Annotated in this window: 12 protein-coding genes; 5 read left to right on the forward strand and 7 right to left on the reverse strand. The window is 25.5% G+C overall.

From position 1 onward, the window contains the following. The first annotated feature begins 52 nt into the window (after nt 1-52). Both I1959_RS07660 and I1959_RS07665 read left to right on the forward strand, forming a co-directional pair. On the forward strand, nt 53-403 hold the full coding sequence (locus tag I1959_RS07660) for a PqqD family protein (RefSeq protein WP_092925760.1): 351 nt from the start codon (nt 53-55) through the stop codon (nt 401-403). Next, on the forward strand, nt 403-732 hold the full coding sequence (locus I1959_RS07665) for a hypothetical protein (protein WP_092925758.1): 330 nt from the start codon (nt 403-405) through the stop codon (nt 730-732). Before I1959_RS07660 ends, I1959_RS07665 begins: the two co-directional genes overlap by 1 nt. 124 nt (nt 733-856) lie before the next feature. Here I1959_RS07665 and I1959_RS07670 read toward each other — a convergent pair whose 3' ends face one another. Both I1959_RS07670 and I1959_RS15355 read right to left on the reverse strand, forming a co-directional pair. Then, nucleotides 857-2,041, reverse strand: a complete 1,185-nt coding sequence (locus I1959_RS07670) for an MFS transporter (protein ID WP_166505457.1) — start codon at nt 2,039-2,041, stop codon at nt 857-859. Nucleotides 2,042-2,112: 71 nt separating this feature from the next. Further along, nucleotides 2,113-2,931 (reverse strand): MerR family transcriptional regulator, encoded by an 819-nt coding sequence (locus I1959_RS15355; protein ID WP_092925755.1) that lies wholly within the window; start codon nt 2,929-2,931, stop codon nt 2,113-2,115. Nucleotides 2,932-3,104: 173 nt separating this feature from the next. Between I1959_RS15355 and I1959_RS07680 the strand changes: the two genes are divergently transcribed. Then, nucleotides 3,105-4,385 carry a DEAD/DEAH box helicase gene (locus tag I1959_RS07680; RefSeq protein WP_195237773.1) on the forward strand — a complete coding sequence of 427 codons (1,281 nt, stop codon included), beginning with the start codon at nt 3,105-3,107 and terminating at the stop codon, nt 4,383-4,385. An 88-nt stretch (nt 4,386-4,473) separates the two neighbouring features. Here I1959_RS07680 and I1959_RS07685 read toward each other — a convergent pair whose 3' ends face one another. From I1959_RS07685 to I1959_RS07700, 4 genes are all read right to left on the reverse strand, one after another. Beyond that, on the reverse strand, nt 4,474-5,001 hold the full coding sequence (locus I1959_RS07685; protein ID WP_166505458.1) for a GNAT family N-acetyltransferase: 528 nt from the start codon (nt 4,999-5,001) through the stop codon (nt 4,474-4,476). Between the two features lie 164 nt (nt 5,002-5,165). Beyond that, nucleotides 5,166-5,336, reverse strand: coding sequence for a hypothetical protein (locus I1959_RS07690; RefSeq protein WP_166505459.1), 171 nt, complete (start codon nt 5,334-5,336; stop codon nt 5,166-5,168). A 149-nt stretch (nt 5,337-5,485) separates the two neighbouring features. Continuing rightward, nucleotides 5,486-6,097, reverse strand: coding sequence for a YitT family protein (locus I1959_RS07695; protein WP_092925750.1), 612 nt, complete (start codon nt 6,095-6,097; stop codon nt 5,486-5,488). A 399-nt stretch (nt 6,098-6,496) separates the two neighbouring features. Then, nucleotides 6,497-7,150 (reverse strand): FMN-dependent NADH-azoreductase, encoded by a 654-nt coding sequence (locus I1959_RS07700; RefSeq protein ID WP_166505460.1) that lies wholly within the window; start codon nt 7,148-7,150, stop codon nt 6,497-6,499. Between the two features lie 321 nt (nt 7,151-7,471). Here I1959_RS07700 and I1959_RS07705 point away from each other — a divergent pair, with 321 nt between their 5' ends. Beyond that, nucleotides 7,472-8,374, forward strand: coding sequence for a glycoside hydrolase family 73 protein (locus I1959_RS07705; protein ID WP_166505461.1), 903 nt, complete (start codon nt 7,472-7,474; stop codon nt 8,372-8,374). A 170-nt stretch (nt 8,375-8,544) separates the two neighbouring features. On the opposite strand, the gene I1959_RS07710 is transcribed toward I1959_RS07705, so the two are convergent. Further along, on the reverse strand, nt 8,545-9,204 hold the full coding sequence (locus tag I1959_RS07710) for a YczE/YyaS/YitT family protein (RefSeq protein WP_242977290.1): 660 nt from the start codon (nt 9,202-9,204) through the stop codon (nt 8,545-8,547). A gap of 587 nt (nt 9,205-9,791) precedes the next feature. On the opposite strand from I1959_RS07710, the gene I1959_RS07715 reads away from it, so the two are divergent. Continuing rightward, nucleotides 9,792-12,407 (forward strand): cation-translocating P-type ATPase, encoded by a 2,616-nt coding sequence (locus I1959_RS07715; protein WP_092925744.1) that lies wholly within the window; start codon nt 9,792-9,794, stop codon nt 12,405-12,407. Nucleotides 12,408-12,566 lie beyond the last annotated feature (159 nt).

A 12,566-nucleotide genomic window follows, 5' to 3' on the forward strand; every position in this document is an offset into this window, starting at 1 on the left:
ATTTCTTTAATTATAAATAAGTTGCTTATTCTAAATTTGTAGGAGTGGTATTATGAAAAAAAATGATAAAAATTACTTAGACTTTATTCCTATCAAAAACTCAAAAATAACTTGGTCTGAGGATAACTTTGGGATAGTTACATTAGAAATCACGAGAAAAGGATTATTTGATAAGATTGCTCAAAATTTATTTAAAGTCCCAAAAAGTAGTTCCATAAAGTTAGACAAACTAGGAAGCTGTGTATGGAAAAATATAGATGGTGAAAGTTCTATATACGATATATCTAAATATGTTAAAGCTTCATTTGGAAAAGACTGTGAGCCATTATATGAAAGATTGATTACATATTTTACTATACTTAAAGATAATAAATTTATTTCTTTAAAAAAGGATGGTAGATAATGGATATTATTATATACATATTATTATTTGCAATTGCAACAATAATTATTTATACTTGGGGAATTATAAAAGAAAGAAATAAACCTAATGATTTACTAGACTTACTTTATAATAAATCTTACAAAGCTGTTATGAAAGCTTTTAAAACTAAAAATACTTTATCTAAAAAAGATATTGAAAATGAAATTTTAAATCTAAAAGCATCTTTATTTTACTCTAAAGACAAGTTAGTTATAAAAGATCCTTCTCATATATCTAAAATACTTATTGGAAAAATGCTTAAAGATGGTGTTATAGAAAAAACTACTAACGGATATAGCTTAAAATAGTTAAAACTATATTTGATTTAAAATTATATTCTGAAAAATATTTTTAATTTAACTAAAAAATGAGCTATTTAAAATAGCTCATTTTTATATGTATAACTCTAATTTACTTTTAAACACTAACCTATTATTTTAATAATCCTTTGTTAACCCCTTTATAAAGTATTATAAAACTTATTAAAAATGATATACTTGCTACTAAAAAGGCAACTACTATAGATGAATATTTCATAATAATTCCTGATATAAGAGTCCCTCCCATTATACCTAATGTCATAAGTGTTGATGTTAATCCATTTATTTTACCTAAATATTCTTGGTCTGTGACTTTAGTTATAAGCGCCATTACATATCCACTAAGTATTCCACCAAGTATATTATCTATAAATTGAAGGCTCATAGTAAATACTGGGTTTATTGAATATCCTTCAAAAAATACTGTTATAGCAAACACTCCTATAAGACTATATAATATTTTCATATTCATATATTTAGATATGACTAAATATAGTCCACCCCCAACTATTACTCCCACTCCTGCTATCCCTGAAAAGAACTGATAAAACTCTTTGCTAAGGCCTAACCTCTCCGTTACTAAGAATATATCTAGGTTATTAGCTATTCCCATAGCAAAGGCTACTGTTAAAAATATTTTAGATAACAACTTTAGTATCTCTTTTTCATTTAAATATTTAAAAGTTAACTTAATATCTTCACGTATACCGCTACTCTCTATTTTTTCAAAACTCTTATTAGGTAATGTTAATAATAATAAAATGGATACTAAAAACAATCCTGATAATATTATTAATGTTTTACCTATTCCAAAATTAAAGTAAAAGTAAGATCCTATAAATGGTCCTATAACAAAAAATCCAGAGCTTAAAAGTTGATTTATTCCAACTGCATTTTCTATATATTCTTCATCTATATATTCCTTAAAATATTTTTGTGATGCAGGATATGAAAATTGTGTAACACTAGCAGAAACTAATACTGCTAAAAATATAGCTATTATATATCCTTTAGATATCGCTAAGCCTAGTATTATAAATGATATAAAACTAAATAAATCTCCACATATCATTAGTTTTTTAGGATTATACTTATCAGCTATTATTCCTCCTATAAAAGTAAGTAAAAACATTGGTAAAAACTCTATAAAATTAAGTGATGATATTGCTAATGGATCACTATTTGTTATATCCATTATAAAAAACATTATAGCTATATTTCTTATCCATATAGCCATTTGCTGTATTATATCTGTTATAAGTATTGTTAAAAATACTTTATTTTTAATTAGATTCAAAATATATACCTCCTAAGATCTATTGATGAATTTATTCTAATGTGTGGTTCTACTATATAATCAACTATGATTTAGACTTTTAATAAAATTTCTACAAAATATTTTTCATCGTTATTCTTTTTAGGTATATAAAAGCCACACTTTATAAATACCTCATTATTTTCTTTTTTGTTAAAGTGTTTACTAAGCCTTAGTAAATAATCATTTAGTTCATCAGAATTCCCATAAAATTTTACACAAATAAAATCTCCACTAATTTCTCTATGTATTAAATTTAAGTTCTTATCCATATACTTTTTTATTATACTAATATTTTTCTCATCTTCTTTTATAAGAATATTACTTTCATCTTCTTCTATACCTTTGCCATTATTCAAATTGTACATAGTGTAGTAACATTCTTCATTCATACATTCTAATACTTCATCTATGCACCTTATATACTCTTTATTAAAGTCTTTTTCTAATATTTTATCTAAATTTATTAAATAAAAACTGTATGTATCTCTGTATACTTTAATATTATTAAAGTCATATTCATTTTCAAAATTTATTACAATATCTAATATTTCGTTCCATTTTTTTAATTGTTTTTGTTTTCTTTTTAAGGACTCTATCTTTTCTTCTATTAGTTTTTCTTGCTTATTTACTAATTCTTTATATTTATACAGTTCTTCACTTTCTATAGTTTCTTTTATATCAGCTAAAGATATATCTAGGTCCTTAGTAGCTAGGATTAAATTTAACTGATCAATATGTTCTTGTGAGTAATATCTATATCCATTTGACTTATTTATATCTGGCTTTAAGAGTCCCATCTTGTCATAATATCTTAAAGTATCTTTGCTTATATTAAAAATTTTACTAACTTGACCTGTTAAAAGTTTCATATTTATCACCTCAAAATAATTATAAACTATGGTGTAAGACCACAGTCTATACTAATTTTGAATATTATATTACCTAAATTTATTCCTAAGCTTAAATAATTTACCTCATACTGTATAAAAATATATATAATACGTGTATAATGTAATTTACAAGATATGTAAAGGAGTTAAAAATGAACACATTTGAAAAATTAGACTTAAATGAAAACCTAATAAAAGGACTTAAAGAACAAAATATAACTTCTCCAACAGAAGTTCAATCTTTAACTATAAAAGATATATTAGATAATAAAGACTTATTAGTAAGCGCTCAAACGGGTAGTGGAAAAACTTTAGCTTACTTACTTCCTATGTTTGAAAAAATAGACACTACGAAAAGAGAAACACAAGTGTTAATACTTGCACCTACTCACGAATTAGTTATGCAAATAACTGAACAAGCTAAAATTTTGTCAAAGAATTCTAATATGAATGTTACTGCTTTTTCTATAATAGGTGAAGTAAATATTCAAAAGCAAATAAAAAATATAAAAACTATAAAACCTCATATAGTAGTTGGTACTTGTGGTAGAGTTTTAGACTTAATTAAGCAAAAAAAACTTAAAGCACATACTATAAAAACTATAATACTTGATGAAGTTGATAGTTTACTTAGTGGTAAAAATGAAGAAGTTGTTGAAAATATAATAAAGACTACATTAAGAGATAGACAACTTTTAGGATTTTCAGCTAGTTTAAATGAAAATACTATAAGTATGTGTGATTACTTAATGAAAGATATGAAAATGATTAAAACTAAAGATACATTAATAATAAATCCTAATATAAATCATATGTATTTATATGGAGATAGAAGAGAAAAATTTACATTACTTAGAAAATCCCTAGCTTCTGCTAATCCAAGTAGAGCTATCGTGTTTGTCAATGATGAAGATATTATAGAGGTTATAACTGAAAAACTTAATTACCATAGCTATAAAGCTGTTTGTATATCTGGTAAAATGACTAAAGAAGATAGAAAAAATGCACTTAGTGCTTTTAGAAGTGGTAAAGTTCGTATTTTAGTATCTTCTGATCTTTCTGCTAGAGGATTAGATATAGTCGAGGTTAGTCATGTATTTAACTTAGACTTCCCACCTAGTAAAAATGAATATATACATAGATGTGGTAGAAGTGCTAGAGGAAATAGAAAAGGAACTGCAATATCTATAATAACTAATCAAAATTTATCTACTATAAGAGATTATAGAAGAGATTTTAAAATAGATATGAAAGCTGTTGAGTTAAAAAATGGCAAGTTTGTAGAAATTGATTTTGATAAGATGAAAAAAGAAGCTAGAAAAAAATCTAAAGAAAATGAAGCTAAAAAAGAAGAAAAAGTAAGTAAAAATAAAAAAGTAGATAAGTATGAACATAAAAAATCTACAAATAATAAATTTAATAAGAAAAAATAGTCAAAAGACGGTGTCGTGAAATATGACACCGTCTTTTATAATTATCTTTGAATTTTCTTAGTTATTATTTTAAATTAATTTGATACTACTATTCAAAGAAAACACTTGAATACTCTACTACTCCGCTTGTACCTTTAAATTTCTCTTCATCTAATACTAAAACTTTAAAAACATCATCTGGAACTTCAAATGGTGGTTTTATATCAAATTCACTAGCATTTATAAATCCAAACTTTAAATAGTAGTTAGGATGTCCTAATACTACTATAGATGTATATCCTAGATTTTTAGCTTTTTCTATAGCCTTATTTATTAGTGTGCTTCCTACACCTTTCTTTTGATACTCTGGTAGTACTGAAACTGGAGCTAATGCTAAAGATTCTCTAGATTCGTTTTTGTTTTTTATTTTTATTTTAGTAAGCAAAGAATAACCTACTATTTCTTCATTTACTTCGGCTAATAGAGCTAATTCTTTTACATATTCTTTACTATTTCTTAATCTATTAACTAAGTTATGCTCATCTTTATCACTAAACTCTTCATTTTTAAAACTTCCCTTTACTACATTTTCTACTATATTATAATCTTTTTCTAGTTCACATCTTATATTTATCATTATATTTTACTCCTTTAGATCGCTTTTTATCATTTAATTATCCCATATGTATTAGTAGTTTTCAATTATTCTGTTTGTACTATTTTATTCTTTATAATATATGATTTTTATTTTAATAAAAAAAGACTTAAGAATTTTCTTAAGTCTTTTTTTAAGTATTTATATTATTTTTCATATCTATTTTTTACATCATTATAAACTTCTTCGCTAACTTTATAAGTTCTTTTATTTATAGATATCTTGTACTCATTAGTGTCTACTATTTCATAAAACTCTACATTAGAACCTGGGTAAACTACTACTCCTGTTCCACTAATATTATTAAAGAAAAACATTATTTATCCCCCCTTTATCTCTCTATTATATTATTCAACATATTTATATATATTCCTCTTTTAAATATTTTTAATGTTTAGTTCTTCTTTTTTATAATCAAAATTTATTTAACAAAAAAGACAGGTATTTAAACCTGTCTTTATATATGTTAAGCACTTGCTAGCTTATCTGTGTTGTTGTAGTTATATATTAAGTCTATAAGCCTTCCGCTTATATTTACAGCTATTAAAGACCAAAATATATCATATGCAGATAGATATGACAAAGATAATATAAGTATAACTACATCACTTATCATATAAATCTTACCTATTTTTAAAGATGTAATCTTAGAAATCACCAATGCTAAAGCATCATCTCCACCAGCTGCTGCACCTTCTCTAACTATTATACCAACTCCTACACCTACAAATAAACCGGATAATATAGTCCCTAGTAGCTTGCTTTCAAGAACTGGTATTATAGGTCCTATTCCTTCAAATATAGAATAAAACACTGAGAAGCTAATTGTTGCAACTAATGAATACATTAAAAACTTCTTTCCAAAGAACTTATAACCTACTGCAAATAAACTAAGATCTATTAATATATTTGCCATAGATAAATCCACATTGAAAACATTCTTTAGCAGTAGTAAAACTCCTAACACTCCACCTTCAGTTATATTGTTTTGATAATTTAGATTAAATATTCCAAATGACAATATCATTGCCCCTAACAATATTAACATTATTTTTTTTACATTCGTCCGCCTATCCATAAATATCCCTTCCTATATTTTTATAATTTATTAGTCAGCTCCCCTGACTTAATATCATTATATATATTTTAAATTATTTTGTATAGTGTGAATTTTAAAACTAAATATTATATAAGATTGACAATATTTTTTCAAGGGATTTTTGGAGTTTTTTTTATAAACTTTTAAATCTTTTGAAGATACTAGTATTTCCAAGGGTTACATGTGTATTATTTTTTTCCTATTCTTATATTAAATTTTTTTTAGTTTAGTATATATAATTTTGAGTTTATAAAAATTTTTGTTTTATTTAGTTTTACTAAACATAAAAAAGGAGATATTTTAGCATAAATATCTCCTTTTTTATTATTTTATAATATATATAACTTAAGATAATTATATAACTAAACATATGATTACTTAAAATTTCATAGAATCTATAACATCATCTATATGATCTGTTGCTTTTTTTATAGCGCCTAATCTTTCTTCTTCTGTATAACCTGTTCCATCTACTAATAAATCTTCAAATTTTTTAATTCCCATAAATTTAGCTATATCTTCTATATAGTTCACTCCTTTGTTAAAAGCAGGCTTTAATATCCAAGGTACATGAGCGCCCGATGATTGAATATAAATCATTGTTCTAGGTTTATCATCAAGTAGACCTTTAGGCTTTTTATTTTCATCACTAAAACTTATAGTTTTTTTATCTTGAATAATACAGTCTATATATTCTTTAAGTGGTGCTGGAAATGATAAACTCCACATTGGTGCTGCTATAACATATACATTTGCACTGATAAATTGATCACATAGTTTTCTAATTTTTTGTATTTCTTTTCTATCTTTATCATCTAACTTTCTTGAATTTTCTTCACTTACTATGCAGTTTCTTTTTTCAAAGTATTGATACTCAAGTCTTGGTATATGTTCTTTATATAAATCAATTTCTTCAACAACAAAACCTTTATTTCTTTCTAAAAATCTATTTATAAATTTTCTTGCTACTGTTTTGCTTGATGATAAATTTTCAGGTTTTGAGTTTACACTTATATATAATAACTTTTTCATAATAACTCCCTTTCTTTATATAATTATTATTATTTTTAGTAACAATTATATTTTTATACTATCTTTATACTCAAATAACTTTTACATCTATATAATTATCTCTATTTCTATACCTTAAATAAATACTAATTATATTATGCTTCTTTTTCTTACAAACATAATATATTCTTTCAAATTTAAAGAAGCTTAAATTTAACCTTAAATAAACCTTAATAAAAACTTACTTTATTATATAACTTGTAAATTAGTTGTAAATTCTATTTTTAATTTAAATATATATGATACAATAAAGTTCAAGTTTATATTAAGGGAGATGATAAAATGAAGATAAATAAAACTATAATCATATGTGTTATATCTGTTTTAATATGTATTTTTATAGGGTCAAAAATTTTAAATAAACAAAAAAACATAGATTTGGATGATATTAATGTTTCTAAATATATAAATATTGTTGATAAAGCTAGTGAAAATAAAGTTCAAGTAAATTGGAAATACGTATGTTCTATAGTAAGTGTTTTAAACAATAATAATCAAAACAAGGTAGACGATAGTGAAATATTTAAAATTTCAAATATGTTTATAAAAGAAAATTCAGGTAAATATTATATAAATTCTCTAGAAAGTGTTATTAAGAAATTAAACTTAGATAAGGAAAAGACCTCTTTAGTATATAAATATATAGATGATTTAAAGCATTATAGTTTAACACCTAATAAAACTTCACCAAATACTAAATATATGAATTTTATAAATGATATAAAAGAAGTTGCAATAGATAATTATGAAAAGTATAAAGTATTACCATCTATAACTATAGCTCAAGCAATATTAGAATCTAATTGGGGTGAATCTAGACTCTCTTCAGATTTTAATAATTACTTTGGTATAAAGGCTGATACTAATTGGAATGGGGAATCTGTATTTCTTGAAACTAATGAATTTTATAATAATACTATAAATGATAAATTTAGAAAATATAAAAATAAATACGATTCTATTCGTGATCATGGCAAGTTTTTATATGAAAACAAGAGATATAAAAATAATGGAGTGTTTTCTGCAAAAACATATATCCCTCAAGCGATTGCTTTACAAAATGCTGGTTACTCTACTATAGAAGATTCAAATGGTAAAAAAGTCTATGCACAATACTTAATAAATTTAATTAAACAATATAATCTTCAATTAATAGATAATGAAGTTGCAGTTAAAAAAAAATAAATAATTATACATTTTCTAATGTAAGCTCTATAAAGTTTTGATGCATTGGTAAATATGTATTAAAAATAAAAGGAGTACTTCTAAATAATTTTTAATTACTAGATTTACTCCTTTTATTTTTAATATAATTATTTAATGATATAAAATCTAATACATACAAAATAAATTGCTTAAGTATTTTTACTTAAATAAGATTTAGCATATTCTATATCTTGATATATAAATCTATGTTTTATGTTAGCACTTTTAAAGTTACATATTTTAAATACTAACTGTATAAAATGTCCAAGACAAAATGCTGTTATTAAAGTTCCTATACCTACTGGTTCACCTAATAAGTAGCCAAGTATTAAAGCACTAATTTCCATAGTTCCTCTTACTACCTTTATAGGCTTTTTAGTTATCTTTTGAAAAGCGATCATCATACCATCTCTGGGTCCACTGCCAAGTCCACTTCCTAAATATAAAACCATTCCAAACCCCATAAGAGTCATTCCTATTATAAGCATTACTATGCCAAATACTAAATTATTAGAAACTGGTATTAGGCCACTAAACAATATGATATCTAAAAATATTCCTATAAATATCATATTTAATACAGTTCCCCAACCAATTTTTTCACCTAGTATGACATCTATTATAACTAATATAAGCCCTACTGCTATTGTAGCAGTTCCGATTGTTATTCCTATTTTATTAGCTATACCTTGGTGAAGTACATCCCATGGTGATAGTCCTAGTTTAGCATTTACCATAAATGCTATACCCATAGCACAAAACCATAATCCTAAAAATAATCTAATAAGTTTTTTTAATATTGTACTCAAATTTCTTCCTCCCTAATATATGTAATACAAATTGATTAAATCAAAACTATTTATTATTAATACTTTAATCTTCTCACCTCGTTACATTTATTAATTGAAACTATTATAATATAAATTCAGTTATTTATATATACTAATACACTAGTTTTTATATTTAATATAATATTTATATACTTTACTATTAATAAAATTTCACTTTATTGTATGCTAATATATATTTAAATTTATATATTTAAATTTTAATATATTAAATACCAGTTAAATCAATGCTTTATCTATATTTTTTATAATAATTGGTCGAATTTTGTAGATTGATATATAACATTTAAATGTTAAATCTAAGTTAAATAAAAAAAAAGTGTTGTCAATATATAATAATGGGAATATAATGACTATATAAATAAATAAGTCTCCCTGAGGGGGAGTAGCTTTCACACTTTGTGATAATCAATCGTCATGTCGGATAATATCCCGGTTGATTAGCAAGTACATAACTTGTTAGCAAGACCTTCAGAATAAATTTACGTTTAATAATTTATTCATGAGGTCTTTTTTATTTGCCAAAAAAAGCAAATGGAGGTATGTTAATGTTTTACAAAAAAAATATTGAAAAAGTCTTAAATGAGCTAGATTCTAGCTTACAAGGTCTTACACAGGAGGAGTTTGACAAGAAGCTCTCTAAGCATGGCTATAATGAACTAAAAGAAAAGGAAAAAACTTCTGTTTTTAAATTGTTTTTAGAAACATTTAAAGATCCATTAGTTATTATTCTTTTAGTAGCAGCTCTAGTTCAAATATTCTTAGGTGAAGCAATTGAATCAGTTATAATATTTGCAGTTTTAATACTAAACTCTATATTATCAGTTGTTCAAACCCAAAAAGCTGAAGGTTCACTTGATAGTTTAAAAAAATTATCAGTTCCTACTGCTAAAGTTATAAGAAATGGCATAAAGATTACTGTAGATTCAAGAGAACTAGTTCCTGGAGATGTAGTTATCCTAGAGGCCGGCGACTACGTCCCAGCAGATGGTAGAGTTATAGAATCTCAAAGCCTTAAGGTTGTTGAGGGAATGTTAACTGGTGAAAGTGAACCTGTACTAAAACATGAAAATATGATAGAAGAAGAAGTTGCCCTTGGCGATCAAAAAAATATGGTATTTAGTGGCTCAATGGTAGTATATGGTAGAGGTGTTTATGTTGTTACATCTACAGCTATGAATACTGAAATGGGTAAGATAGCACATATGCTAGATAATGCAGGAAATAAGCAAACACCACTTCAGGTTAAATTAGATGAATTTGGTAAAAAACTTGGAATTGGTATAGTAGGTTTAGCAGCTCTTATATTTGCTATTCAGCTTTTAAGAAATGCAAGTGTTATTGATTCATTTATGTTCTCAGTTGCCATTGCAGTTGCTGCAATACCAGAAGCATTATCTTCTATAGTTACTATAGTTTTAGCAGTTGGAACTAACACTATGGCTAAAAAACAAGCTATAATAAGAAAACTTCCAGCAGTTGAAACGCTAGGTTCTACAAGTGTCATATGCACTGATAAAACTGGTACTTTAACTCAAAACAAAATGACTGTTGTAGATACTTATATGTATGGTTCTACTTCTAAAGTACTTGCTGATAATGTTGATGGTGAGATTGCTTTAACTAATAATATTTCACTTAATGAGTCTTCTTTAATACTTTGCGCAAGTCTTTGTAACGATTCAGATATAACTAGCGAAGGTGTTGAAATTGGTGACCCAACAGAAATAGCACTTATGAACTATGCTAATAAAAATGAATTTGACTACAAATCTATAAGAGAAAAATACGAAAGAGTTGGAGAATTACCTTTTGATAGTGATAGAAAATTAATGTCTACTATTAATAAAATAGATGGTGACTTAGTAATGTTTACTAAAGGTGCCCCTGATATTGTGTTTAGTAGATGTAATTATTCACTTGAAGATGGAGAGGTAGTTTCTATAACTGATGAAATAATAGAAGATTATAAGAAAAAAAATGAAGAGTTTTCAAATAAAGCTCTTAGAGTTTTAGCTTTTGCAACTAAGAAAGTTAATGATACTAATTTAGATATAAGTGATGAAAATAATCTTACTTTAATAGGTCTTACTGCAATGATAGACCCTCCTAGAGAAGAAGTTTATGATGCAGTTAAAAATGCTAAAAATTCTGGTATAAAAACTGTTATGATAACAGGAGACCATAAAACTACTGCTGCTGCCATTGCTAAAGATATTGGCATAATGGAGGCTGATGATATAGCTTTAACTGGTAAAGAGCTTGATTTATTAAGTGATAAAGAGTTAGATGAAAAATTAGAACATATATCAGTTTATGCTAGAGTTTCACCAGAAAATAAAATAAGAATAGTAAAAGCATGGCAAAGAAAAGGTAAAGTATGTGCTATGACTGGTGATGGCGTTAATGATGCTCCTGCACTTAAGCAAGCAGATATAGGTATAGGTATGGGTAGTGGTACTGAAGTTGCTAAAGATGCATCTGCTATGGTGTTAGTTGATGATAACTTTGCTAGTATCGTAAATGCTGTTGAAGTTGGTAGAACAGTTTATACTAACATAAAAAAATCTATAACTTATTTATTTTCAGGTAATCTAGGTGGAATAATAGCTATACTATTTTCTGTATTTGCTAACTTACCTAATCCATTTACAACTATACAATTACTATTTATAAACTTAGTTACAGATTCCCTACCAGCAATTGCTCTTGGACTTGAACAGCCTGAAAAGTCTGTTATGAAAAATCCTCCAAGAGATATTAATGAAAAAATATTATCAAAAGATACTTTAAAATCTGTATTAACTAGAGGTTCTATTATTGGTCTAGTTACTATAATAGCTCAATATATTGGTCTTAAAACTTCACCTGAAATGGGAGTAGCTATGGCCTTCTCAACTTTAACATTATCTAGAATAATACAGACTTTTGCATCAAGATCAAACACTGAAACTATATTTAAGATCGGATTTAAATCTAATAAATATGCATTAGGTGCTGTTGTTACTTGCTTAGGTATGTTTTCACTTACACTACTTCCATTTATGAGAGATATTTTCTCAATACCAAATAATTACAACTTTACAAGCTTTATAACTTGTTTAGTATTAGCAATTATTAGTACATTGCTAATGGAAGGAACTAAATTTATAACGAAAAAATAGCTTACTATATCTTGCTTAATAAACAACTACCCTTTTTGTCTATAAGTCTATCTATTGTATAGTTAAGCAAGATGTTTTAAATAAATTATTTGTCTAAGGTTTATAACCTTAGACAAACTTATATTATATACTACATATATAGTATCTAACAAATCTCAT

The organism is Romboutsia sp. 1001285H_161024_C4, from assembly GCF_015550185.1.
Taxonomy (GTDB): domain Bacteria; phylum Bacillota; class Clostridia; order Peptostreptococcales; family Peptostreptococcaceae; genus Romboutsia_C; species Romboutsia_C hominis.

What these genes read in the sequence shown, in the direction of transcription:
- I1959_RS07660 (WP_092925760.1), top strand. Translation starts at nt 53, where the DNA reads ATGAAAAAAAATGATAAAAATTACTTAGACTTTATTCCTATCAAAAAC.
- I1959_RS07665 (WP_092925758.1), top strand. Translation starts at nt 403, where the DNA reads ATGGATATTATTATATACATATTATTATTTGCAATTGCAACAATAATT.
- I1959_RS15355 (WP_092925755.1), bottom strand. Translation starts at nt 2,931, where the DNA reads ATGAAACTTTTAACAGGTCAAGTTAGTAAAATTTTTAATATAAGCAAA.
- I1959_RS07680 (WP_195237773.1), top strand. Translation starts at nt 3,105, where the DNA reads ATGAACACATTTGAAAAATTAGACTTAAATGAAAACCTAATAAAAGGA.
- I1959_RS07685 (WP_166505458.1), bottom strand. Translation starts at nt 5,001, where the DNA reads ATGATAAATATAAGATGTGAACTAGAAAAAGATTATAATATAGTAGAA.
- I1959_RS07690 (WP_166505459.1), bottom strand. Translation starts at nt 5,336, where the DNA reads ATGTTTTTCTTTAATAATATTAGTGGAACAGGAGTAGTAGTTTACCCA.
- I1959_RS07695 (WP_092925750.1), bottom strand. Translation starts at nt 6,097, where the DNA reads ATGGATAGGCGGACGAATGTAAAAAAAATAATGTTAATATTGTTAGGG.
- I1959_RS07700 (WP_166505460.1), bottom strand. Translation starts at nt 7,150, where the DNA reads ATGAAAAAGTTATTATATATAAGTGTAAACTCAAAACCTGAAAATTTA.
- I1959_RS07705 (WP_166505461.1), top strand. Translation starts at nt 7,472, where the DNA reads ATGAAGATAAATAAAACTATAATCATATGTGTTATATCTGTTTTAATA.
- I1959_RS07715 (WP_092925744.1), top strand. Translation starts at nt 9,792, where the DNA reads ATGTTTTACAAAAAAAATATTGAAAAAGTCTTAAATGAGCTAGATTCT.